Raw genomic sequence first — 23,677 nt, 5'->3', positions numbered from 1 at the left:
TATCTCCTTTGCTCCACAGCCCCTCGTTCGCCACTGGCCTTTTCGCCGCCATTCACTTATTGAACGCCGAACCGAACCCCATCCATCAACGAACAGAAAGCAGCGGGCTTCCTCTATGAGTGGCTTCAAGGAACCGGGTTTTGCCGACCGCCAGAAAGCGGCCCTGCAGGCGCGGCAAAACCTCCTCAACAAGTTTCGTACCCAGCCAGGCGCTGACGATCCGACCGTGAAGGCACGGGCCGAGGAGCGCGCGGCGATTGCCGAACGCCGCGCCAAGGCCAAGGAAGCCCGTGAAATCGAGAAGGCCGAACGGAAGCGCCGCGAGGAAGAAACCGCCGCAGCCGAGGCCGCCCGAATCGCGCGGGAGAAGGAAGAGGAAGTCGCAAGACTGGCTGCGCTCGAGGCCGAGCAGAAGGCCAAGCGCGACGCCCGCTACGCGGCGCGCAAGGAGCGCGGCAAGAAGAAGCGCTAGCCACCGTCGTCAGGCCCGCCACGACGGCGGGCCTGCGGGCGGTGATCGATCGCGGCAATCAGTTCTTCTTCATGCCGTCGTCCTTCTTCATCATCGCGCCGCCGTCCTTCTTCATGGCGTCGTCCTTCTTCATGCCATCGTCCTTCTTCATGGCGTCCTTGGACATGGCATCCTTGGACATCGCGCCTTCCTTCTTCATCGCATCGTCGTGGCCCATCTTGTCCTGAGCGAAGGCAGCGGGCGCGAGCGCCAGGCTGAACGAGAGCAAAGCTGCGGAGAGGCCGAGGCGGGTCTTGGTGGTCATGATGATGATCCCTTGTATGATCCAGTGTGAGCGCGACGACTTGCCGCTCTCTCCTCGACGCACTTGCGCCGCCCGTTGTTACCTCCAATAACAAATTCTTGAAGCGTCCCGCGCGCACGCGCCGGGTCGGCGCGCAGTGTGCGCCGCAGCAACGGCAACGCTTGCGGCCGCGTATCGGCTCGCACTATCAGGGCGCCTCGAACTATCAGATGAGAGAAAACCCACGCGAAGACCGGCTAAGCTGCAACTCCGCGCCGGTCTAACAGCCACTCAAGAAGCCCTTCAGGGAAAGAACCCATGCTCACACGCCGCCACGTTCTCGCTTCCGCCCTCGCCGCGCCCGCAGTCGTACGGATGGGCGTCGGGACCGCGCAGGCCGCGACCACGCTGAAGATCTCGCACCAATTTCCCGGCGGCACGATCGACAAGGGCGACTTCCGCGACCGGCTGTGCCGGATGTTCGCGGCCGAGGTTGCCAAGCGCTCGGGCGGCGACCTCACCGCCGAGGTCTATCCGAACTCCTCGCTGATCAAGACCAACGCGCAGTTCTCGGCGATGCGCAAGGGCGCGCTCGATCTCAGCCTGTATCCGATGCCTTATGCCGGCGGCGAATTGCCGGAGACCAATATCGGCCTGATGCCGGGCCTCGTCACCACCTACGACCAGGGCCTGCGCTGGAAGAAGGAGCCGGTCGGCAAGGCGCTCTCCGACTTCCTCGCCGACAAGGGCATCCTCTTGATCTCCTGGGTCTGGCAGGCCGGCGGCGTCGCCAGCCGCTCCAAGCCGATCGTGGCGCCCGAGGACGCCAAGGGCATGAAGGTGCGCGGCGGCTCGCGCGAGATGGACATGGTGCTGCAGACCGCCGGTGCCGCGGTGCTGTCGGTGCCCTCGAACGAGATCTACGCCGCGATGCAGACCGGCGCCTGCGATGCCGGCATCACCTCCTCCACCAGCCTGATCTCGTTCCGCCTCGAGGAGGTCGCGAAGTCGCTGACCTCGGGCGCGGGCGCCTCCTACTGGTTCATGCTGGAGCCGCTGATGATGTCGAAGGCGATCTTCGACAAGCTGCCGAAGAACCAGCAGGACATCATCCTCGCCGTCGGCGCCGAACTCGAGGCTTTCGGCCGCAAGGGCGCGCAGGACGACGATGCCGAGGTGGCCAAGGTCTATGAGAAGGCCGGCGCCAAGGTCAGCGCGCTCGACGCCGCCATTGTCGGCAAGTGGCGCGACATCGCGCGCGACACGGCCTGGAAGGACTATGGCGCCAAGACGGCGACCGCAGCCAACCTGCTGAAGCTCGCAAGCGACGTCGCCGCATGATGCATGGTCCGATCGCGGATCAGGCCGAAACCTCGAGCGGCGCCGCGGGCAACACACCCGTGGCGCTGCTCGGGCGCGCGCTGTCCGTCTGCAACAACATCATCGTGGTGTTCGCCGCGCTGGCCCTGATCGCGGCCTGCGTGATCCTGAGCTACAGCGTGCTCGGCCGCGCCCTGTTCCACAGCCCGAACTACTGGCAGGACGAGGCTGCGGTGTTCCTGTTGGTCGGCGCCACCTTCATGACCTCGGCCTATGTGCAGAGCCAGCGTGGTCACGTCAGCATCGAGGCGTTCGTCGGCCTGCTCTCGACCCGCGCCAACAGCATCAGGCTGTGGCTCGTCGATGTCGCGAGCTTCGCATTCTGCACTTTCTTCGCCTGGAAATCCTGGACGCTGGCGCACGAGGCCTATGTCGACGGCCAGGTGTCCAACTCGATGTGGTCGCCGCCGCTTGCGATCCCCTATGGCCTGATGGCGCTCGGCATGACCCTGCTCTGCGTGCAGCTCCTCCTGCAAATCCTCATTCCGCTGACCGGTGGCGCGCGCCGATGACCGTGTTTGGTATTGGCATCTCCTACGGGCTTGCCACCCTGTTTGCGATGTTCTCCGGCATGCCGATCGCATTCGCGCTCGGTGCGGTCGCGGTCGTGTTCATGGCGATCTACATGCCGGCGGCCTCGCTCGATACGGTGACGCAGAACGTCTACGAGGAAATGGCTTCGATCACGCTGCTGTCGATCCCGCTGTTCATCCTGAAGGGTGCGGCGATCGGCAAATCGCGCGCCGGCCAGGACCTCTACTCGGCGCTGCACGCCTGGCTGCACCGCGTGCCCGGCGGCCTCGGCGTCGCTAACGTGTTCGCCTGCGCGCTGTTCGCGGCGATGGCCGGGTCGTCGCCCGCGACCTGTTCGGCGATCGGCTCGGCCGGCATTCCCGAGATGCGCAAGCGCGGCTATTCCGGCGGCTTTGCCGCGGGGATCATCGCCGCCGGCGGCACGCTCGGCATCCTGCTGCCGCCCTCGATCACGATGATCCTGTTCGCCGTCGCGGCCGAGAAATCGCTCGGGCGGCTGTTCCTCGCCGGCATCGGCCCGGGACTGCTGCTGGTGTCGTTGTTCGGCCTCTACGCCGTGTTCCGCTTCCGCAAGGAATACGCCATGGCCAAGGCCGCTTATGACGCGACCGGCAAGGACGCCGCGATCCTGCAGCACGACGAGTTCACCATGGCCGAGCGCTTCAGCGCGCTGCCGCGGGTGATTCCGTTCGTGCTGCTGCTGACCGGTGTGATGATCGCGCTCTATGGCGGCTACGCCACGCCGTCGGAAACCGCAGGGCTCGGCGGCCTCCTGGCGCTCGCGCTGGTCGCCGTGATCTACAGCGTGTGGAAACCCAGCGACCTGTCGCCGATCCTGAAATCGACCATCCGCGAATCCACCATGCTGATGCTGATCATCGGCATGTCGCTGCTCTATTCCTACGTGATGAGCTATCTGCACATCTCGCAATCGGCGGCGGAAGCGATCGTCGCGATGCATCTGCCGCGCTGGGAACTGCTGTTTGCGATCCTCGTGATGGTGATCGTGCTCGGCTTCTTCCTGCCGCCGGTCTCGATCATCCTGATGACCGCGCCGATCATCCTGCCGCCGCTCCGGGCCGCCGAATTCGACATCATCTGGTTCGGCGTCGTCATGACCATCGTGATGGAGATGGGCCTGATTCACCCGCCGGTCGGCCTCAACATCTTCGTGATCCGCAACGTCGCGCCGGACATTCCCCTCAGCGAAGTCATCTGGGGCACGCTGCCGTTCGTGCTGCTGATGATGTTCGCGGTGCTCCTGCTCTGCTTCTTCCCGGAGATATCGACCTGGCTGCCGAACCTGGTGATGGGGCCCGACGGCGGGCGCTAAAGCATGATCCGGAAAAGTGCGAAGCGGTTTTCCGAAAAGATCATGCTTAGACAAGAATCCAAGGCGCGATGACGATTCAACCTGATCTCATCGCGCTTTAGAGGCGGGTCAGGCCGCCTCCTGCTCCCGTGCGGCCAGCGCCTGCTCGATCCGCCGGACGATCGACGCAGTCGGAAGTCCTGCGCGCTGCAGCCGGCGGAGCTCGTTCCAGAGCCTGATGATTTCGCGGTCTCGTTCGGCGTCCATGGCGGCGTGCTCCCGAAGCGCCGCAATATGAACGAAACGGGAACAAATTTCAAGACCCCCAAGGTCAAGACCCAAGGTCAGTCCGCTTTTGCTTAGGGAAAGCCGTCGCCCGGCGTGCCGACCTCGGCAACATCGATCCGCGGCACCGATTTGCCCTTCCGCAGCTCCTCGTAGGATGTCTCCGCGCTCAAGCAGAACAATGTCCTGCGATCGGTGCCGCCGAGTGCGCAGGCGACTGCGCGGCGGCCCGGGACCGCGATGCGCTCAAGCTCCACGCCGTCGCGATCTATCCGGACAAAAGCGTCTTCCGTGAACGAGGCGGCCCAGACCGCTCCATCACGATCGAGGCAGATGCCGTCGGGATCGTTGAGGCGACCGAACCGCCCGCGGAGGCTCAACCCGCCGTCCGGCGCGATGTCGTAGTCGGCGAGACCTGCGCCATCCATTTCCGCGACGACGAGCCGGCGATGGTCGGAGGACACCGCGATGCCGTTGGGAAACCGCAAGCCGTCGGCGACGACGCGGGCGCTGCCGTCGGGCATCACCAGGATGATCCGGCCGACCGCGCCGCGCCCCTCCGGCGGCGGCAGATTGAAGCCGAGGTCGCCGACATAGGCCCGCCCCTGCCCGTCGACAATCATGTCGTCGATCGTGCCGCTCGCGACCGCCGAGAGGTCGGCATACAGCGACAGCGCGCCGTCGGCAAAACGCAGCAGCCGCTTCCTGAACATCGTCAGCACGACGATATCGCCGTCAGGCAGCACGCCGAGACCGCAGGGCGTGTCGTCGGTCACCGCAGCATGCTCCTGCCGCTCGCCCGACGGGCTGATGCTGAGCAGCGTCCGCGCCATGCAGTCGACGAACCAGAGCCGCCCACGATGCCAGCGCGGACCTTCAAAATAGCGGCCACCGTCCAGGACGGTTCTGAGGCGAGCCGTCATGGTGTCCGGGCCGGCAAAAACTGATCTGTCGACGACATCGGTTCCCCCACAGCGCGGTTGCACCGAAGATACATCTCGGCGGGAATCGGTCAAAACGCGGTGCATATGCCGCTATTTTTGCCCGCAAAACCCCGGTTCCCGCGGATTCCACAGGCCATATTCCATATTTCGCCGCGTTTTCCCTGTTGAGTTGCGGCCGCATTAACACTCGAGAATCGAGGGTAGTGATAACCTGCGGCGGTTGTGCCGCCGTATGACGCGTTCTGTTTGTGCCTCGTGGTTTCTCAGGGGGGACCAGAGAATGAACCGGTGCCTACGTCCGCTGGCGTGTTTCGCCACCGTCGCTGCGCTCGCGCTGCTTCCGATCCAGGCGACCGCCAAGCCGCATCACCAGCATCAGGCCAAGAGCGGCCACGGTGACAACAAGGCGCATGGCGCCAAGACCAACACCAAGACCAACACCAGGACCAACGCCAAGGCCGTGCGAGAGAACGCCTCCGGCAAGCGCCGGCACGCCAGGCACGGCGCCGATAGACGCAAATCCGCCAAGGCCAAATCAGCTCCGTCCAAATCGGTCGAGACCACCAAGGCGCCCGAGCCTGAGAAATCTGCCGGGCCGCAATTGTCGGGCGATCTCGCCGCGGTCAGGGATGCGATCGCGGCGGCGCGCAAGGGCAAGACCAGCGACGCGACCGATATCCAGGCCAAGATTGCCGACCCGGTCGGGCGGAAGCTCGTCGAGTGGTACCTGCTGCGCCATTCGGAGTCGAATGCGCCGTTCAGCCGCTATGCGGCATTCGTCGCGGCCAACCCGGATTGGCCAAGCGTCACGCTGCTGCGCAAGCGGGCTGAAGCGCGGATGTGGCAGGAGCGCAGCGATCCGGCCACGGTGCACGGCTTCACCCTCGATCAACCGATCAGCGCCAAGGGCAAGTTCGCGCTCGCCCGTACGCTGCTCACTGAGGGCGACCGCGACGGCGCCGCGCGGCTGGTGCGCGAGGCCTGGCGCTCGGACGAATTGCTGGACCGGACCGAGAGCGACGCCTACGACGCGTTCAAGGATCTGCTGACGCGCGATGACCATCGCGCGCGCATGGACAAGCGGATCGGCGCCAAGGATCTCGCCGCCGCGCGGCGCGCGGCGCAGCACCTCGGCAGCGACGAGCTCGCGATCGTGAAGGCTTGCAGCGCGGTCCGCGGCCAATCCAGCAAGGCAGAGGACATGCTGAACGACGTGCCGGCCGATGCCCGCAGCGACCTCGGCTACACGCTCTGCCGCATCCAATGGCTGCTCGCGAAGAACAGGATCGATGATGCGGCGCGCGTGACGATTGCGGCCGCGCCCGAGACGATGGCGCAGCAGGACACCGACCAATGGTGGCGCGAGCGCCGCATCCTCTCCCGCAAGCTGCTCGACCAGGGCGAGTACCAGGCGGCCTACGACGTGATCCGGGGCGCTGCGGCGCCGGACAATCCTTATTATCGCTCCGACATGCACTTCATGCGCGGCTGGATCGCGCTGCGCTGTCTCGATGATGCCAAGACCGCGGCGGCGCATTTCGCTCACATCGACGAGGGCCAGACCAACCCGACCGTGCTGGCGCGCGCCGCCTATTGGCGCGGCCGCGCCGCCGAGGCACTCGGCAACTCCGTGGCGATGCGCGCCGGCTACCAGGCCGCCGCGCGCTACCCGACCGCCTATTACGGGCAGCTCGCGCTGGCCAGGCTCGGCCGCGACGGCGTCGAGCTGCACGCGCCCTCGCCCGCTGCGAACGCCGACAGCATGGCCGCGGACGAACGGGTTCGCGCCGCCGATATGCTCTATACGATCGGCGAGCCCGACATCGTGCTCTATTTCGCCGCCGACCTTGCCGAAGAGAGCCCTGACGTCGGCATGCTCGAGGCACTCGGCGAGCTCACCGGCCGCCGCAACGATGCCCGCGCCATGCTGCAGATCGGCAAGATCGCGCTCGCGCGGGGCTTTGCCTTCGACCATTACGCCTTCCCGGTCATCGGCATTCCCAGGCACAGCCCGATCGCGCCCGATATCGGACGCAGCATGACCTACTCGATCGCGCGCACCGAAAGCGCGTTCGATCAGCGCGACAAGTCGGCGGCCAACGCCGTCGGCCTGATGCAGGTGACGCCCGAAGCCGGCCGCGACACCGCCAAGCGCTTCGGCGTCAGCTACGACTGGAGCAGGATGGTGTCCGATCCGGTCTACAACACCCAGATGGGCGCGGCCGAATTGAGCGCGCTGCTGGCGGAGTATCGCGGCTGCCATATCATGACATTTGCCGGCTACAACGCTGGCCGCGGCCGCGTCCGCGATTGGATCAAGGCCTATGGCGATCCGCGCGATCCCAAGGTCGATCCGGTCGACTGGGTCGAGCGGATTCCGATCTCGGAAACGCGCAACTACGTGCAGCGCGTGATGGAGAATTTCGTGGTCTATCGGGCGCGCTTCGAGGACGCCGGCACGGCGATCGCGGCAAAGAGCGGCGAGCGCGTCGTGACGCAGGAGACCAACGCGGCGCCGGCGGGTGCAGCAATCCCGTCGCAGTAGATGCTGTCGTCCCGGCGAAGGCCGGCACGACGTTGCGTCTTCACTCCACCTTCACATTCGCCGCCTTGATCATCGGCCACCACTTTGCGATTTCCGCCTTCTGCCAGGCACCAAGTGCCTCCGGCTTCAGCTGGTCCTGCGGCGGCATCTGCAGGCCGAGATTCTCGAGCTGCTTCTTCACGGCGGGATCACGCAGCGCCTGGATCGCAGCGGTGTTGAGCCTGGCCACGATCTCCTTCGGCGTGCCCTTCGGTACCCAGAGGCCGGACCACAGCGTCATGTGGAAGCCTGGCAGGCCGGCCTCGTCGACCGTCGGCACCTCCGGCGCATTCGCGACCCGCTTGGAATCGGTGACGGCATAGGCGCGGATGTTGCCGGCGCGGACCTGATTGATCGAGTTCGAGGTCTGATCGATGATGATATCGATCTGGCCGGCGACGAGGTCGTTCAGCGCGGGCCCGGTGCCGCGATACGGCACGTATTGCAGCTTGATGCCGGAGACGTTCTCGAAATAGACCCCGGCGATATGGCTGCCGCTGCCGGCGCCGGCGGTGCCCGCGGTCGGCGGCGCCGGCAGCGACTGTAGCCACGCCAGCAGCTCCTTCAGCGACTTCGCCGGCACGGTGTTCTTGCTGACGATGATCATCGGGTTGCTCGGCAGCAGCACGACCGGTTCGAGATCATCGACGAGGTCGTAGCCGAGCTTGTAGATCGCGCCGTTTGCGACGTGGGTCCCGAGATGGCCGAACGAGACGGTGTAGCCGTCCGGCGCCGCGCGCACCGCGCGGCCGACGCCGAGCGAACCGCCCGCTCCGGTCACGTTCTCGATCAGGACCACCTCACCTAGCGACTGCTTCATCCGCTCGGCGAGAATGCGCGCCATGGCATCCGACGGACCGCCGGCAGCGAACGGCACCACGATGGTGATCGGGTGCGCGGGCCAGGTTTCCGCGTGTGCAGGGCCGACCAGCGTCACAAACGCGGCCAAAACAGCCAACAGGATTCGACGCATCGTTCACTCCATCAAATGACACCGTCATTGCGAGGAGCGAAGCGACGAAGCAATCCGTGGTCCAGCAGGCGGTGAGATGGATTGCTTCGCTGCGCTCGCAATGACGACTGCAACAACAGGTTAGAACTGCGAGAAGTCGATCGGCTTGTGCCGGTCGAGCGCGCGGGTCACCGGCGGCAGCGGGTATTTCAGGCCGCTGGCGCAATTGAACAGCATCACGCGGTCGGTCTTCGTGACGCGGCCGTCGGCAAGGCTCTGCTTGTAGGCAGCATAGGTCGCAGCACCCTCGGGGCACAACAGGAGGCCCTCCTCGCGGGCGACCTCGTTGAGCGCGTTGCTGATCTTGTCGTCATCGACCGCGATCGCAAACCCCTTGCTCTCGCGCACCGCGCGCAGGATGAGGAAGTCGCCGATCGCCTGCGGCACGCGGATGCCCGAGGCGATGGTGTGGGCGTCCTCCCAGCGTGCCGCATGCTCGGTGCCGGCCTCATAGGCCCGCACCATCGGCGCGCAGCCGGAGGCCTGCACCGCGACCACGCGCGGACGCTTCGAGCCGATGAAGCCGATCCTCTCGAGCTCGTCGAACGCCTTCCACATCCCGATCAGCCCGGTGCCGCCACCGGTCGGATAGAAGATCACGTCGGGCACGTCCCAGCCGAGCTGCTCGGCGAGCTCGAGGCCCATCGTCTTCTTGCCCTCGATCCGGTACGGCTCCTTCAGGGTCGAGGTATCGAACCAGCCGACCTTGGCCTTGCCCTCGCCGACGATCTTGCCGCAATCGTCGATATAGCCGTTGACGCGGTAGACGGTGGCGCCCTGCAGCTCGATCTCGCTGACATTCACCTCCGGCGTATCCGCCGGGCAGAAGATCGTGGTCTTGATGCCGCAGGAGGTCGCGTAGGCGGCGAGCGCCGCGCCGGCATTGCCGTTGGTCGGCATCGCCATGTGCTTGATGCCGAGCGCCTTGCCCATCGACACCGCCATCACGAGACCGCGCGCCTTGAACGAGCCGGTCGGCAGCCGCCCCTCGTCCTTGACGATGATCTCGCCGCCGCCAAGTCGCGCTGAAAGCTTCGGCAACCGGATCAGCGGCGTCGTGACTTCGCCGAGGCTGACGATGTCCTGGCACTTGCGCACCGGCAGCAGCTCGCGATAGCGCCACAGGTCGGCCGGTCGCTCGGCCAGCGCTTCTTTCGTGAGCGCCTTCTTCACCCCGGCCAGATCGTAGCGCACCAAGAGCGGCTTACCGGCCTTGGAGAGATTGTGCACCTGGTCGGCTGCATAATGATCGCCCTCCATCGCGCATTCGAGATGGGTCACGAAGGTCGGGCGTTCGATGGTGAGGTTGTCGTTGTCTTTCACGAGGTGCGCTCTTTCTTGCTCTTGATGAATTCGTCCCTGCCAGACCCGTCACCCGGAGGAGGCCGCGAAGCGGCCGTCTCGAAGGGCGAACGGCCCGCCGATCGATCCGGGCCGTACATCCTTCGAGACGCGCTCCGCGCTCCTCCAGCGACAAAGGCGAAGCCTTTGCGCGGGGATGACGGGACCGCGGCCGCCGTCCGCGGCCTCAGATGTTCAGCACGCGCCCGTAGGCGTCGAGCACCGCTTCCTTCATCATTTCCGACAAGGTCGGATGCGGGAATACGGTGTGCATCAACTCCTCTTCGGTGGTCTCCAGGTTCATCGCCACGACATAGCCCTGGATCAGCTCCGTGACCTCGGCGCCGATCATATGCGCGCCGAGCAGCTGCCCGGTCTTCTTGTCGAACACCACCTTGACGAGGCCCTGGTCCTCGCCGAGCGCAATCGCCTTGCCGTTGCCGACGAACGGGAATCGGCCGACGCGGATCTCGCGGCCGCCTTCCTTGGCCTTGGCTTCCGTCAGGCCAACTGAGGCGACCTGCGGGTTGCAGTAGGTGCAGCCCGGGATCAGCAGCTTGTCCATCGGATGCGGATGCAGGCCCTTGATCGCCTCGATGCAGACCACGCCCTCATGCTCGGCCTTGTGCGCCAGCATCGGCGGACCCGCGACGTCGCCGATCGCGTAGATGCCGGGGATATTGGTCTTGCCGTAGCCGTCGATCACGATGCAGCCGCGGTCGGTTTTCACCCCGAGCTTCTCCAGCCCGAGATTCTCGATATTGCCGACCACGCCGACCGCCGAGATCACGCGCTCGAATTCCTTGGTCTGCGGCTGGCCCTTGCCGTCGTCGATGGTCGCGACCACGCTGTCGGCCTTCTTCTCGAGCTTGGTCACCTTGGTCGAGGACATGATCTTGATGCCCATCTTCTCGAAGCGCTTACGCGCCAGGCCGGCGATCTCAGCATCCTCGACCGGGAGAATCTGCGGCAGCACCTCGACCACGGTGACGTCGGCGCCCATGGTGTGGAAGAACGAGGCGAATTCGATGCCGATCGCGCCCGAGCCCACCACCAGCAGCGATTTCGGCATCCGCTCCGGCACCATCGCCTCGAAATAGGTCCAGATCAGTTTCTTGTCGGGCTCGAGCCCGGGCAGCACGCGCGGCCGCGCGCCGGTCGCGACGATGATGTGCTTGGCCTGGTAGCTGCCCTCGCCGCTGGCGCCCTTCGGCGCCTCGACCGCGGACTTCTTCACGGTGATCTTGCCGGGTGCGTCGATCGTGGCGTCGCCCCAGATCACCGTGACCTTGTTCTTCTTCATCAGGAAGCCGACACCGTCATTGAGGCGCTTCGAGACACCGCGCGAACGCTGCACCACGGCCTTCGGATCGAAGCCGACATTGTCCGCCGACAGTCCGTAATCCTTGGCGTGCTGCATGTAGTGGTAGATCTCCGCCGAGCGCAGCAGCGCCTTGGTCGGGATGCAGCCCCAGTTCAGGCAGATGCCGCCGAGATAGGATTTCTCCACGATCGCGGTCTTGAACCCGAGCTGCGCGGCGCGGATCGCGGTCACGTAGCCGCCGGGGCCGGAGCCGATGATGATGACGTCGAAGGATGTGTCGGCCATGGCGGCTCCCGTTCAACTCAATCTGTGGCGCCGCGGGCGCGGCTTCTTGCGATCAATGACCTGACCAGCCATTCGAACCCGATTACCACGGCCATGATGGCCAGGGCCGTCGGCACGATCGGCTGGGCGATGTTCCGCGCCAGCTGTTCGCCGGCGAAGAACGCGGAGTGCACCAGATCCAACCCGACCGGGTTGAGCACCAGCACAGCCGACAGCAGCAGCGAGATCCAGGGCCAGCGCGTGCGGGCCGTGCCGGCCATTCATCGGTACTCCTGCCACACCGTACCGAGGAATATGGTCCACGCCAGCGCCAGCACGCCAGCACCGATCATCATGAGCCTGAACTGGAACGTCGATATCAGGTCGCGGTTGACCGCGACGAGCAGCGCAACGGCGATGGCGGCGAGCAGAACGTACGGACCTGACATCGCGTACATGGCTGATGCCCGTCACACCATCATCATCACGGGGTTTTCGATCAGCTGCTTGAAGGCGCCGATCAGCTCGGCGCCGAGCGCGCCGTCGATCGCGCGGTGATCGCACGACAAGGTGACGCTCATGATGTTCGCGATCTCGATCTTGCCGCCACGCACGACGGGACGCTCCTCCGAGGTGCCGACCGCGAGGATCGAAGCGTGCGGCGGGTTGATCACGGCGGTGAAGTGGTTGATGCCGTACATGCCGAGGTTGGACACCGCGGTGGTGCCGCCCTGGTATTCTTCCGGCTTCAGCTTGCGGGCGCGGGCGCGGGCGGCGAAATCCTTCATCTCGTTGGAGATGGTCGACAGCGTCTTGGTCTCGGCCTTGCGGATGATCGGCGTGATCAGGCCGCCCGGCATCGCCACCGCGACGCCGACGTCGGAATGCTTGTGCTTGAGCATGCCGCCTTCGGTCCAGCTGACGTTGCAGTTCGGGATCTTCTGCAGCGCGACCGCCATCGCCTTGATGACGAAATCGTTGACCGAGATCTTGTAGAGCGGCTTCTTCTCCTTGTCCTTCGGCGCAGCCGCGTTGATCTCCTCGCGCGCGGCGAGCAGCTTGCCGATGTCGCAGTCGATGGTCAGGTAGAAGTGCGGGACGTTCTGCACCGAGGCGGTGAGACGCTGCGCGATGGTGCGGCGCATGCCGTCATGCGGCACGACCTCGTAGGAGCCGGGCTCGAACAGCGCCAGGATCTGCTTGTCCGACATTGACGGCGCGATGCTCGGGCCAGCCGCGGCGGGCGCGGCCGCCGGCGCCTTCAGGCCCTTGCCGGACTTGGCGTCGTCGACGTCGCGCGCGATGACGCGGCCGTGCGGGCCGGTGCCGGTGATGCGGCCGAGATCGATGCCGGCTTCCTTTGCCAATCGGCGCGCCAGCGGCGACGAGAACACGCGGGCGTGGCCGTTGGCCTGCGCGGCGGGCGCCGCAGCGGGCTGTGGTACCGGCGCCGCGGACGGCGCCGGAGCTGCCGTCGGAGCAGGTGCAGCGGCAGCCGCGGCCTGGGCGGCAGGCTTCGGGGGCTCGGCGGGCTTCGGCGCAGGTGCTGCGCCGGCTCCGGCGCTGGCTGCCGCCTTCACGTCCTCGCCATCGCCGGCCAGGACAGCGATCACGTCGTTGACCGGCACGTCCTGGGTGCCCTCGGGCACCAGGATCTTGGCGATCGTGCCTTCATCGACCGCCTCGACTTCCATCGTCGCCTTGTCGGTCTCGATCTCCGCGATCACGTCGCCGGACTTGACCTTGTCGCCCTCTTTCTTGAGCCACTTGGCGAGGTTGCCCTTTTCCATCGTCGGCGACAGCGCGGGCATGAGAATATTGATCGGCATTGTCAGTGACCTTGTTGCGACCGCGGTTTGGTTTGGCCCATGTCGGTCGGCCGGGCGATTTCGGCTTCGAACATCTCGACGATGCGCGCGAGCGCTTCGTCCTCGGTGTATTCGCTCTCGCGCGAATAGGCGCGCGCAGCGTGACGGGCGATGTCGACGAGCATCAGCCCCCACATGTCCGGCTCCTCGAAGGCGCGCTGGAACGCGATCGACAGCCCGCCGTCGACGACAAACGCGCGCAGCACCTCGACGGCGTCGTCGCGGCCCATCACGTCGGGCGGCAGCGGCTGCTCCTTGGGACCGGCCATCGGCGCTACCGGTAGGACACGGCCTTGGCGGCCGCGACCACCTCGGCGACGGAAGGCAGGGCGAGCTTTTCGAGATTGGCCGCGTAGGGCATCGGCACGTCCTTGCCTGAGACACGCGCGACCGGCGCGTCGAGATAGTCGAACGCATGCTCCATGATGCGCGCGGCGACCTCGGAGCCGACACCGCTCTGCTGCCAGCCCTCCTCCACCGTGACCGCGCGGCCGGTCTTCTTCACCGAGTTGATGACGGTCTCGGTGTCCATCGGACGGATGGTGCGCAGATCGATCACCTCGGCCTCGATGCCTTCCTTGGCGAGCTCGTCGGCGGCCTTCAGCGCGTAGGACATGCCCATCGCCCAGGAGACGATGGTGACGTCCTTGCCGGCGCGGGCAATGCGCGCCTTGCCGATCGGCACCACGAAGTCGGGCAGCTTCGGCACCTCGCCGGTGTGGCCGTACAGCATTTCATTCTCGAGGAAGACCACCGGATTGGGATCGCGGATCGCGGCCTTGAGCAGGCCCTTGTAGTCGGCGGCCGAGTACGGCGCGATCACCTTGAGGCCCGGGATCTGCGAGTACCAGGCGGCGTAGTCCTGGCTGTGCTGGGCCGCAACGCGCGCGGCGGCGCCGTTCGGTCCGCGGAACACGATCGAGCAGCCCATCTGGCCGCCGGACATATAGAGCGTCTTGGCGGCGGAGTTGATGATCTGGTCGATCGCCTGCATGGCGAAGTTCCAGGTCATGAACTCGACGATCGGCTTCAGTCCGGCCATCGCCGCGCCGACGCCGACGCCGGCAAAGCCGTGCTCGGTGATCGGCGTGTCGATCACGCGCCGCGCGCCGAACTCCTGCAACAGGCCCTGCGTCACCTTGTAGGCGCCCTGATACTCGGCGACCTCCTCGCCCATGATGAAGACGTCGCCGTCGCGGCGCATCTCCTCGGCCATCGCATCGCGCAACGCCTCGCGGATGGTCTGGGTGATCATCTCGGTGCCCGCCGGGATTTCCGGATCGGGCAGTGCTTCGCTGACCGGTGCAGCCGGCGCCTTCGCCGCGGGCTGCGGCGCTTCCGCCTTTGCATCTCGCTTGGCTTCAGCAGCAGGCGCCTCCGCAGCCTTCGGCGCAGGAGCCGCGGGCACCTTGGCGAGGTCGGCGGCGCTTTCGCCATCGGCCAGGATGGTGGCGATCGGCGTGTTCACCGCGACATCGGCGGTGCCTTCCGGAATCAGGATCTTGCCGAGCGTGCCCTCGTCGGTGGCCTCGACCTCCATCGTCGCCTTGTCGGTCTCGATCTCGGCGATGACGTCACCGGACTTGATGGTCTCGCCTTCCTTCTTCAGCCATTTGGCGAGGTTGCCCTTCTCCATGGTGGGCGACAGCGCAGGCATCAGCACTTGAATGGGCATATCGGCTCCCGAAATCGGTCTTGAAATTCTTCTGCGCGGGTGGGGTCAGCGGTAGATGTCGGTGTAGAGCTCGGATGCATCCGGCTCCGGATCGTGCTGCGCGAAGTCGGCGGCTTCGTTGACGATCTCGCGCACCTCGCCGTCGATCGCCTTCAGATCCTGCTCGCTCACGCCTGAGGCCAGCAAGCGGTTGCGCACCTGCTCGATCGGGTCATGGTCGTGACGAACCTTTTCGACTTCCTCGCGGGTGCGGTACTTCGCGGGATCGGACATCGAGTGGCCGCGGTAGCGGTAGGTCTGCATCTCCAGGATGATCGGACCGTTGCCGCCTCGGCACCATGCCGTGGCCTCATCGGCGGCGGCCTTGACCGCACGTACGTCCATGCCGTCGACCTGCTTGCCGGGGATGTTGAAAGACACGCCGCGCTTGGAGAAGTCCTGCTGGGCCGAGGCGCGCGACACCGCGGTGCCCATCGCATAGCGATTGTTCTCGATCACGTAGATCACCGGCAGCTTCCACAGTTCGGCCATGTTGAAGCTTTCGTAGACCTGGCCCTGATTGGCCGCGCCGTCGCCGAAATAGGTCACGCTGACGTTATCGTTGCCGCGATAGCGGTTGGCGAACGCAAGGCCGGTGCCGAGCGACACCTGCGCGCCCACGATTCCGTGACCGCCGTAGAAATGCTTCTCCTTGCTGAACATGTGCATGGAGCCGCCCTTGCCGCGGGAATAGCCGCCGCGGCGTCCGGTCAGTTCTGCCATCACGCCCCTGGCTTCCATGTCGCAGGCCAGCATGTGGCCGTGGTCGCGGTAGCCCGTTATGACCTCGTCGCCCTGCTTCAGCGCCATCTGCATGCCGACCACGACCGCTTCCTGGCCGATATAGAGATGGCAGAAGCCGCCGATCGCGCCCATGCCGTAGAGCTGACCGGCCTTCTCCTCGAAGCGCCGGATCAGGAGCATGTCCCGCAGTGCCTTGAGCTCCTGCTCCCTGCTGAATTCGGGGGGAGAGCCAGCCTTGTCCTGACCTGATTCCTTCGCGACGCTTTTCTTGGGTGCGGCCATGGCAATTCCGGGTGAGAGAAGTCGAAGAACCCTCTCTAACCCAACTCAAATCACCTTGGAAGGATTGCGTTCGCCCGATGGAATTTTGCTATGCCGCAGTGCAGCGCGGCGCGACACTTTTGTGATAGTGCGCGATTGTTTTTGAAATTTGAGAACGCGTCAGTTCGACTTGTTGATCCGAACCAGATCACGCGGGTTGGCGTAGTCGAGCTGGAAGCGCGCGCGCTCGTCCAGCATGTCGGGATCGACCCGGTCCGACCGCAACAGCGACACCCGCTGCTCGCCCTCGGCGCGTTCCTTCTTCAACCGCGCGAGCTCCGAGGTCAGCGCGATGATTTCCTGATCGAGCTCCTGGCGCGCGTTCAGGCCGTATTTGCCGGTGTAGGCGTTGACGCCGAAATAGCCGACCATCAGCGCCGCCAGCGTGTAGAGCGCGAGCCCGGTCAGAATCGATTTGAGGCGTGTACGGGAGACCATGGCCGCAAAGATGCGGCCATGGGGTTAATGGAGTGCTAAAGCGCGGCCACTTGACCAGCAAGGCGCTGCGCACTTTTCCGGATATGCGCTCAGCGGTTCTGCTTTTCGACGAAGGCCGCGAAGGCGTCGAGATACTGCTGCAGCACGCCCTTGAGCGACTCCTTGGTCAGCTCGCCCTTGTCGTCGAAAGCATCGCCGACGCCGTTGAGATAGGCTTCCGGCTGGCCGAGGATCGGACCGGAAATCCCCGGCAGGATGTTCTGCAGATGCTTCACCGCGCTGACGCCGCCGAGCGGGCCCGGCGAATTGCCGATGATGCCGATCGGCTTGCCGATGAACGAGCTCTTGCCATAGGGCCGCGAGGCGACGTCGATCGCGTTCTTCAGCACGCCCGGGATCGAGCGGTTGTATTCCGGGGTCACGAACAGCACGCCGTTCGACTTCTGCAGCTTCTCGCGGAAGGCGAGCCAGTCCGCCGGCGGGGCCCCCTCGAGGTCCTGGTTGAAGAAGGAAATGCCCTGAAGCGTCGTGACGTCGAGCTGCAGCGAAGCGGGCGCGAGCTTGGCCAGCGCATTGGCGATCTTGAGCGACAGGCTCTCCTTGCGGATGCTGCCGACGATGGTGACGATGTTATAGGCCATAGCAAATTCCCCCTCGGGTTCGCGTGAAACTCGCTTATCTCACCTACCGGCGCATCAAGAAAGATGCAAGTGCATGGATCATCCAATTCCGGAAACGCAGCGTTCACGGAATTGACCGTACGGCCATGAGCCGCCACGGCTCAAGCGCGCGCACGGTGCCACGGTGCCCGGGGAGCGCGTCTTCCAACCGAAACCTGCGCCGGGCACGGCCCCGGGGCCAATTGTCGACACGTTCTTCCAACCATACTGTCGCCGGATTCCACGCACCATCGGGCTGACCGGAAATGGCAGAGCGCAAGAGACGGGTTGCAATCCTGTTCGGCGGACGATCCGCCGAACATGACGTGTCGCGGGCGTCGGCGGCGAACGTGCTTCGCTCGCTCGACCCGGATCGCTATGAGGTCACGGCGATCGGCATCACCCGGGATGGCCGCTGGATCGTCGCCGATGCCGGAAACGGCGCGGGCGCGGGTGGCGGCGCGCTGACCATTCCGGATCATGGGCCCCAGCTCGCACTGCTGCCGGGCGGCCAGGGCCGTGTCGTGGTGCTGCAGGGGCCGGGCGCGGCGCCGGCGGAATTGCCGGCGTTCGACGTCGTCTTCCCGGTGCTGCATGGCCCGAACGGCGAGGACGGCACCGTGCAGGGGGCGCTGGAACTGTCCGACGTCGCCTATGTCGGCTCGCGCGTGATGGGCTCGGCGGCCGGCATGGACAAGGATATCGCCAAGCGCCTGCTGCGCGAGGCGGGATTGCCGATCGTTCCCTTTGTCGTGATGTCCGCCGCGGCTCCCGTCAGCTATGACGACGCGGTCAACGCCCTCGGATCGCAGGAGCTGTTCGTCAAGCCTGCCAACATGGGATCATCGGTCGGCGTGTCGAAGGCGCGCGATGCGGCGGAGTTCGAGGCAGGCTGCAGACTGGCGTTCCGCTTCGATACCAAGCTCCTGATCGAACGCTGTGTTGCGCCGATCCGGGAAATCGAGTGCTCCGTGCTCGAGGATGCCGAGGGCCACATCCGCGCCTCCCAACTCGGCGAGATCGTGCCGTCCGACAAGCACGGCTTCTACTCCTACGACGCGAAATACCTCGATGCGGAGGGCGCCTTGCTTCAGGTGCCCGCCGACGTCCCGCCGGCTGTCGCGGATCGCATCAGGGAGCTCGCGATCAAGACGTTTCGTGTGCTGGGTTGCGAAGGCATGGCGCGCATCGACTTCTTCCTGCACGGCGAGGAGGCGTTCGTGAACGAGGCGAACACCCTGCCCGGCTTCACCAACATCAGCATGTATCCCCGGCTGTGGGAGGCCAGCGGCCTGCCGCAATCCGCACTGATGGATGTGCTGATCGGCCATGCCCTGGAGCGTCACAAGCGCTCCAGGGCATTGGCGTTCGAGCGCGACTAGCATGATCCGGAAAAGTGCGAAGCGGTTTTCCGGAAGGATCATGCTCAAACAAGAATCCAAAGCGCGCGATGACGATTCAACTTAATCTCATCGCGCTTTAGCCTCCGCGCGGTTACGCGCCCTTGTTCGGATTGATCAGGAATTTCTCGCCGGTGGCGCGCTTGCCGTAGACGGCGATGTTGTCGAGCTGCAGGGTTTCCTGCAACGACACCACCTTGGTGTAGTGACTGGCGAAGGTGGTCTTCAACTCGGCCACCACGCGCTGGCGCAGCGAGTTGCCCGCCTCCGGACCGATCTTCATCAGGAACGGGAACAAGAGCCAGCCGCCGACACCCCAGGCCATGCCGAAGCCGCGCGGCAGCTCGATCGAGCGGGTGTCGAGGCTGCCGTAGATATAGACCTGCTTGTGCGTGTTCGAGCCGTAGCGGCTGTAGGCCTTGGCGGATTTGTTGATCGCGGTCTCCATCGCGACCAGGATCTGGCCGGCGAGCTTGCCGCCGCCGATCGCATCGAAGGCGATGGTCGCGCCGGTCTCGACCAGCGCACCGGTAAGCTTGTCCATGAAATCGGGCGCGCTGGAATCGACGACGTGTCTGGCACCGATCTTGTGCAGAATATCGGCCTGCTCCTTGTTGCGCACGATGTTGACGAGGCCGATGCCGTCCTTGAGGCAGATCCGGTTCAGCATCTGGCCGAGGTTCGACGCTGCCGCCGTGTGCACCAGCGCCTTGTGGCCCTCGCGCCGCATCGTCTCGGTCATGCCGAGCGCGGTCAGCGGATTGACGAAGCAGGACGCGCCTTCCGCGGGCGTCGTGCCCTCGGGCAACGGCAGGCATTCGGTGACGCGCAGCGTGCGGTATTGCGCATACATCGCCCCGCCGATCATCGCGACCGTCCGGCCCATCAGCGCCTTCGCGGCGTCCGACGAACCGGTCCTGATGACGACGCCGGCGCCTTCATTGCCGACCGGCATCGACTCGTCGAGCCGGGCGGCAAGGCCCGGCAGCGCCGCATCCGGCACGCGCGCGGTCACCACAGGCAATTCCTTGCTGCCGGAGACCTTGGCGGCGGCCATGTCGGCCGGGCCGATCAAGAGACCGAGGTCGGACGGATTGATCGGGCTCGCCTCGACCCGGACCACGACCTCGTCGGGGCCTGGCTCGGGGGTCGGGACATTGACCAGCGACAATTCCAGTTCGCCATCCTTCTTGAGCAGCGAACGCAGCTGCAGACCGCTCTTGCCGTCACTCATCATACGTTCTCCCTGGAATTCGTTTTTGCCCGGCGCGACATGCTCCCTGCGGAGCGTACGGCCCAGCCGATATGGGCCGAGCCGGCAATGAAGTCCAGCGATCGGCCGCTTCAAACAGCAAGTTTCAGGGCACCGCCTTAGCACCCTCGCAACTCGATCCCTGCACAACCTATTGTTGAACAGTTGCCAAAATATCACAGACTCCGCAATCAAACTGATCCTAGGATAGCAACCAATATTAGATGCCTATCGATCATTTCTATCAAAGCGTGTTTCACATGTTGCGATTTGCTCTCCCGCTTTGCTGCGCGCTGGGAATGGCTGGGTGCGCGATCCATCCTTTGCCCGACGACGTCACCCGGTTGGCCACGCGCGAGATCGTTCATCACATTCGATGCGAGGCTCGCGCCGCGATCAAGCAAGCGATCATCGACTATCTCAGGAAGGCGGAATTGACCGACTTCATGCAGCGGCTCGAAAGCAATCAGCTTTCCCTCGATCAACTCGATCAGCACCTCTATGAATTGCCTCCGAGGGTGCGTGCCAACATCGTCAAGTACGAGCGCGCGGCCATCAGCTATGATTTTACGTTCGATATCACCGAACAAAATACTGTCGCCGCAGAGGTGGATTTCGCGAACCTGTTGAGCAGCGGCACTTTCAGCATGCCGGCCAAGGGATCCAGCGATCTGCAACGCCAGACGGTCCGGCTATTCCGTGTCAACGACACGTTCGGCGAATTGATCAACTTTCGTCCAAGCCGTTGCACCGAAGATGGGTCGCCCGAGAATTTTGCCTATCCGGTGAGCGGCAGGATCGGTCTTGGCGAGTTGGTCGAGACGTTTGTCGACCTCAATGAGTACCAACGCCTCACCGGTTCGAAAGATGGCGACAAGGTTCCGACGATCGCGGACACGTTCAATTTTCAAACGACCATCACGGGCTCGGTGACGCCTCAGGTGACCCTCACGCCCTTGAATCATCTGTTCAACGTGTCCGGTGCCTCGCTCGGCGCAACGTCGATGCGAAAAGACATCCATAAGGTCATTGTCGCGATGTCGCTGCCGCCCGCACCGAAGGCAGCGCCGGTTCCCACGCCCGGATTGCTTGGAGGCCTGGCACCTGCGCGTCCATCGACAGCGAGCGAGCGGAGCAACCGGGCCATCGACGACGCCATCTACCGGAGCATCATCGACCGGCTCGGATCACGAACCCTGAACTGATGGATAGGAGCAAGCTATGGCAAGAAAGGCGCGGGCGAAAACATCGGTGACGGCAAAGAAGACAACGAAGAAGAAGTCCACGACGACGAAACCATCAAAGCAACGAACGATGTTCGGCGTCGCGATTGAGAAAGTCCTCGAGAAGATGAAGGCGATCGTCGAGGGCAACAAGGAGCAGGAGTTTCTCCGGAAATGCGCGGAGCTTGGCGACGATCGCTTCGTGACCGTCAATTCCCGGATCGTCAGGCTGGTCAAGGAATTCGAGGCTGAGCATGGGCTCCGCCCCGAACCCACAAGAGGCGCAACAACTCCTGCCACCAGAGGACTCTCGCCGGCGGCAGTGAATATTTCGAGCGACGAAACCTGCTTCAAGCACTAACGTGACCGGCGTGATACTCGCCGCTTGAGTTCGTCGGACGCCGTGTCCTGAAAAAGGTTCAGGCCAGCGCCTTCAGGGCCGCCCTGCCCGCGTATTTCGCCTGGGTGCCGAGTTGCTGTTCGATACGCAGCAGCTGGTTGTACTTGGCGGTGCGGTCAGAGCGCGCCAGCGAGCCGGTCTTGATCTGCCCGCAATTGGTGGCGACCGCGAGGTCGGCGATCGTGGAGTCCTCGGTCTCGCCGGAGCGGTGCGACATCACGGCAGTGTAGCCGGCCTTGTAGGCCATCTCGATCGCCGCCAGCGTTTCGGTCAGCGTGCCGATCTGGTTGACCTTGACCAGGATCGAATTGGCGCGGCCGTGCTTGATGCCGTCGGCAAGCCGGGTGACGTTGGTGACGAACAGATCGTCGCCGACCAGCTGGCACTTGTTGCCGATCGCGTCGGTCAGTTCCTTCCAGCCGTCCATGTCGTCCTCCGACATGCCGTCCTCGATGGTGACGATCGGATAGCGGCCGACCAGATCGGCGAGATACTTCACCTGCTCCGAACGCGAGCGGGTCTTGTTCTCGCCGCCATAGACGTAGGCGCCTTCCTTGAAGAATTCGGTGGAGGCGCAGTCGAGGCCGAGCACGACGTCGTCGCCGGCCTTGTAGCCGGCCTTGCCGATCGCGTTCATGACGAACTCGAGCGCCGCGTCGGCCGACGGCAGGTTCGGCGCGAAGCCGCCCTCGTCGCCGACATTGGTGTTGTGGCCGGCCTTCTTCAGTTCACCGCGCAGGGTGTGGAAGATTTCCGAACCGCAGCGCAGCGCTTCGGCGAAGCTGCTGGCGCCGACCGGCAGGATCATGAATTCCTGGAAGTCGATCGGGTTGTCGGCATGCACGCCGCCATTGATGATGTTCATCATCGGCACCGGCAGCGTCCGCGCCGAGGTGCCGCCGACGTAGCGATAGAGCGGCATGTCGAAGGATTCAGCGGCCGCCTTGGCGCAGGCCAGCGAGACGCCGAGGATGGCGTTGGCGCCGAGCCGGCTCTTGTTCGGCGTGCCGTCGAGCTCGATCATGATCTCGTCGATCGCGACCTGCTCCTCGACGGCCTGGTCGCTGAGTGCCTCGAAGATCTCGCCGTTGATGGCGGCAACCGCCTTCTCGACGCCCTTGCCGAGATAGCGCGACTTGTCGCCGTCGCGCAGTTCCACCGCCTCATGGGCGCCGGTGGAGGCACCCGACGGCACCGCCGCGCGGCCGATCGACCCGTCCTCCAGCACCACATCGACCTCGACCGTGGGGTTGCCGCGGCTATCCAGGATTTCGCGGCCGATGATGTCGACGATGTCAGTCATGAGAACCTCTTGTGGCAGTGCGGGGGCAGATGGCGGTGCTTCTAGCGCAATGCATCGAGGGGGAAAAGGCCGGGTGACGGGCGCCCCCGCATTGGATAAGAGGACGCCACGGAGACCCCTGATGGCAAAGAAATCCACCAAATCAACCACCTCCCCCGGCCTGCAACTCGGTCGCGCGGTGGAATGGCCCGACACGCCGGAAAAGGCGCAGCTCGACCGCGTGCCCAATCCGCAGGCTGGTACCGATTATCTGGTACGCTTCACGGTGCCGGAATTCACCTCGATCTGCCCGGTGACGGGCCAACCGGATTTCGCCCATCTGGTGATCGACTTCGTGCCCGGTCGCTGGCTGCTGGAATCCAAATCGCTGAAACTGTTCGCGGCGAGCTTCCGCAACCATGGCGCATTCCACGAGGACTGCACGGTCATGATCGGCAAGCGGATCACGGACGAGATCAAGCCGAAATGGCTGCGCATCGGCGGCTACTGGTATCCGCGCGGCGGCATCCCGATCGACGTGTTCTTCCAGACCGGACGATTGCCGAAGGGCATCTGGGTGCCGGATCAGGGCGTCGCGACGTATCGCGGGCGGGGTTAAGACCACACGTCTGCTCCAGCGC

General features: G+C 64.8%; 25 protein-coding genes. 9 read left to right on the top strand and 16 right to left on the bottom strand.

Annotation, left to right across the window (positions count from 1 at the left end; all coding sequences use genetic code 11):
- The first annotated feature begins 115 nt into the window (after nt 1-115).
- Entirely contained in the window at nt 116-472 is a 357-nt protein-coding gene (locus ACTUWL_RS33205; protein WP_021079275.1) for a DUF6481 family protein, read from the top strand.
- A 58-nt stretch (nt 473-530) separates the two neighbouring features.
- Here ACTUWL_RS33205 and ACTUWL_RS33200 read toward each other — a convergent pair whose 3' ends face one another.
- Nucleotides 531-776, bottom strand: coding sequence for a pentapeptide MXKDX repeat protein (locus tag ACTUWL_RS33200; protein WP_021079274.1), 246 nt, complete (start codon nt 774-776; stop codon nt 531-533).
- Between the two features lie 297 nt (nt 777-1,073).
- On the opposite strand from ACTUWL_RS33200, the gene ACTUWL_RS33195 reads away from it, so the two are divergent.
- From ACTUWL_RS33195 to ACTUWL_RS33185, 3 genes are read left to right on the top strand one after another with little or no spacing between them, the layout of a single operon-like run.
- Nucleotides 1,074-2,096, top strand: coding sequence for a TRAP transporter substrate-binding protein (locus ACTUWL_RS33195; protein ID WP_021079273.1), 1,023 nt, complete (start codon nt 1,074-1,076; stop codon nt 2,094-2,096).
- Nucleotides 2,093-2,647 carry a TRAP transporter small permease gene (locus ACTUWL_RS33190; RefSeq protein ID WP_021079272.1) on the top strand — a complete coding sequence of 185 codons (555 nt, stop codon included), beginning with the start codon at nt 2,093-2,095 and terminating at the stop codon, nt 2,645-2,647. Before ACTUWL_RS33195 ends, ACTUWL_RS33190 begins: the two co-directional genes overlap by 4 nt.
- Nucleotides 2,644-4,002, top strand: coding sequence for a TRAP transporter large permease (locus tag ACTUWL_RS33185; RefSeq protein WP_021079271.1), 1,359 nt, complete (start codon nt 2,644-2,646; stop codon nt 4,000-4,002). Before ACTUWL_RS33190 ends, ACTUWL_RS33185 begins: the two co-directional genes overlap by 4 nt.
- Nucleotides 4,003-4,110: 108 nt before the next feature.
- On the opposite strand, the gene ACTUWL_RS33180 is transcribed toward ACTUWL_RS33185, so the two are convergent.
- Together ACTUWL_RS33180 and ACTUWL_RS33175 are read right to left on the bottom strand one after the other, a co-directional pair.
- Entirely contained in the window at nt 4,111-4,248 is a 138-nt protein-coding gene (locus ACTUWL_RS33180; protein WP_021079270.1) for a hypothetical protein, read from the bottom strand.
- A gap of 92 nt (nt 4,249-4,340) precedes the next feature.
- The gene (locus tag ACTUWL_RS33175) at nt 4,341-5,189 is read right to left on the bottom strand and encodes an SMP-30/gluconolactonase/LRE family protein (protein WP_021079269.1); all 849 of its coding nucleotides are present in this window, start codon (nt 5,187-5,189) and stop codon (nt 4,341-4,343) included.
- A 301-nt stretch (nt 5,190-5,490) separates the two neighbouring features.
- On the opposite strand from ACTUWL_RS33175, the gene ACTUWL_RS33170 reads away from it, so the two are divergent.
- Complete coding sequence (locus tag ACTUWL_RS33170) at nt 5,491-7,755, top strand: lytic transglycosylase domain-containing protein (protein ID WP_021079268.1); 2,265 nt, start codon at nt 5,491-5,493, stop codon at nt 7,753-7,755.
- A gap of 40 nt (nt 7,756-7,795) precedes the next feature.
- Here ACTUWL_RS33170 and ACTUWL_RS33165 read toward each other — a convergent pair whose 3' ends face one another.
- From ACTUWL_RS33165 to ACTUWL_RS33115, 11 genes are all read right to left on the bottom strand, one after another.
- Nucleotides 7,796-8,767: a tripartite tricarboxylate transporter substrate binding protein BugD gene (locus ACTUWL_RS33165; protein WP_021079267.1), complete on the bottom strand. Its 972-nt coding sequence runs from the start codon at nt 8,765-8,767 to the stop codon at nt 7,796-7,798.
- A 120-nt stretch (nt 8,768-8,887) separates the two neighbouring features.
- On the bottom strand, nt 8,888-10,129 hold the full coding sequence (locus tag ACTUWL_RS33160) for a threonine synthase (RefSeq protein WP_021079266.1): 1,242 nt from the start codon (nt 10,127-10,129) through the stop codon (nt 8,888-8,890).
- A 205-nt stretch (nt 10,130-10,334) separates the two neighbouring features.
- Nucleotides 10,335-11,756: a dihydrolipoyl dehydrogenase gene (lpdA, locus tag ACTUWL_RS33155; protein WP_021079265.1), complete on the bottom strand. Its 1,422-nt coding sequence runs from the start codon at nt 11,754-11,756 to the stop codon at nt 10,335-10,337.
- A gap of 17 nt (nt 11,757-11,773) precedes the next feature.
- Nucleotides 11,774-12,016 carry a hypothetical protein gene (locus tag ACTUWL_RS33150; RefSeq protein WP_021079264.1) on the bottom strand — a complete coding sequence of 81 codons (243 nt, stop codon included), beginning with the start codon at nt 12,014-12,016 and terminating at the stop codon, nt 11,774-11,776.
- Nucleotides 12,017-12,193: a hypothetical protein gene (locus ACTUWL_RS33145; protein WP_021079263.1), complete on the bottom strand. Its 177-nt coding sequence runs from the start codon at nt 12,191-12,193 to the stop codon at nt 12,017-12,019.
- A gap of 12 nt (nt 12,194-12,205) precedes the next feature.
- Entirely contained in the window at nt 12,206-13,564 is a 1,359-nt protein-coding gene (locus ACTUWL_RS33140) for a pyruvate dehydrogenase complex dihydrolipoamide acetyltransferase (protein ID WP_021079262.1), read from the bottom strand.
- Between the two features lie 2 nt (nt 13,565-13,566).
- The gene (locus tag ACTUWL_RS33135; protein ID WP_021079261.1) at nt 13,567-13,872 is read right to left on the bottom strand and encodes a DUF5076 domain-containing protein; all 306 of its coding nucleotides are present in this window, start codon (nt 13,870-13,872) and stop codon (nt 13,567-13,569) included.
- A gap of 5 nt (nt 13,873-13,877) precedes the next feature.
- On the bottom strand, nt 13,878-15,278 hold the full coding sequence (locus ACTUWL_RS33130) for a pyruvate dehydrogenase complex E1 component subunit beta (protein ID WP_021079260.1): 1,401 nt from the start codon (nt 15,276-15,278) through the stop codon (nt 13,878-13,880).
- Between the two features lie 45 nt (nt 15,279-15,323).
- Nucleotides 15,324-16,343: a pyruvate dehydrogenase (acetyl-transferring) E1 component subunit alpha gene (gene pdhA / locus ACTUWL_RS33125; RefSeq protein WP_021079259.1), complete on the bottom strand. Its 1,020-nt coding sequence runs from the start codon at nt 16,341-16,343 to the stop codon at nt 15,324-15,326.
- A gap of 159 nt (nt 16,344-16,502) precedes the next feature.
- Nucleotides 16,503-16,820, bottom strand: coding sequence for an FtsB family cell division protein (locus ACTUWL_RS33120; RefSeq protein WP_021079258.1), 318 nt, complete (start codon nt 16,818-16,820; stop codon nt 16,503-16,505).
- An 89-nt stretch (nt 16,821-16,909) separates the two neighbouring features.
- Complete coding sequence (locus ACTUWL_RS33115; RefSeq protein ID WP_021079257.1) at nt 16,910-17,461, bottom strand: NADPH-dependent FMN reductase; 552 nt, start codon at nt 17,459-17,461, stop codon at nt 16,910-16,912.
- A gap of 284 nt (nt 17,462-17,745) precedes the next feature.
- Here ACTUWL_RS33115 and ACTUWL_RS33110 point away from each other — a divergent pair, with 284 nt between their 5' ends.
- On the top strand, nt 17,746-18,861 hold the full coding sequence (locus ACTUWL_RS33110) for a D-alanine--D-alanine ligase family protein (protein WP_021079256.1): 1,116 nt from the start codon (nt 17,746-17,748) through the stop codon (nt 18,859-18,861).
- A gap of 112 nt (nt 18,862-18,973) precedes the next feature.
- Here ACTUWL_RS33110 and ACTUWL_RS33105 read toward each other — a convergent pair whose 3' ends face one another.
- Entirely contained in the window at nt 18,974-20,113 is a 1,140-nt protein-coding gene (locus ACTUWL_RS33105; protein ID WP_021079255.1) for a zinc-binding dehydrogenase, read from the bottom strand.
- 242 nt (nt 20,114-20,355) lie between these two features.
- On the opposite strand from ACTUWL_RS33105, the gene ACTUWL_RS33100 reads away from it, so the two are divergent.
- Both ACTUWL_RS33100 and ACTUWL_RS33095 read left to right on the top strand, forming a co-directional pair.
- Complete coding sequence (locus tag ACTUWL_RS33100; RefSeq protein ID WP_021079254.1) at nt 20,356-21,336, top strand: hypothetical protein; 981 nt, start codon at nt 20,356-20,358, stop codon at nt 21,334-21,336.
- 16 nt (nt 21,337-21,352) lie between these two features.
- On the top strand, nt 21,353-21,715 hold the full coding sequence (locus ACTUWL_RS33095; protein WP_021079253.1) for a hypothetical protein: 363 nt from the start codon (nt 21,353-21,355) through the stop codon (nt 21,713-21,715).
- Nucleotides 21,716-21,773: 58 nt separating this feature from the next.
- Here the strand turns inward: ACTUWL_RS33095 and eno are convergent, their stop codons facing one another.
- Nucleotides 21,774-23,057 carry a phosphopyruvate hydratase gene (gene eno / locus ACTUWL_RS33090; RefSeq protein WP_021079252.1) on the bottom strand — a complete coding sequence of 428 codons (1,284 nt, stop codon included), beginning with the start codon at nt 23,055-23,057 and terminating at the stop codon, nt 21,774-21,776.
- Between the two features lie 121 nt (nt 23,058-23,178).
- On the opposite strand from eno, the gene queF reads away from it, so the two are divergent.
- Nucleotides 23,179-23,655 carry a preQ(1) synthase gene (gene queF / locus ACTUWL_RS33085; protein ID WP_021079251.1) on the top strand — a complete coding sequence of 159 codons (477 nt, stop codon included), beginning with the start codon at nt 23,179-23,181 and terminating at the stop codon, nt 23,653-23,655.
- The last annotated feature ends 22 nt before the right edge of the window (nt 23,656-23,677 follow it).

The organism is Bradyrhizobium sp. WCU1, assembly GCF_053474805.1.
Note: the sequence above shows the minus strand (reverse complement) of the source record. Positions and strands in the feature narration are given on the sequence as shown.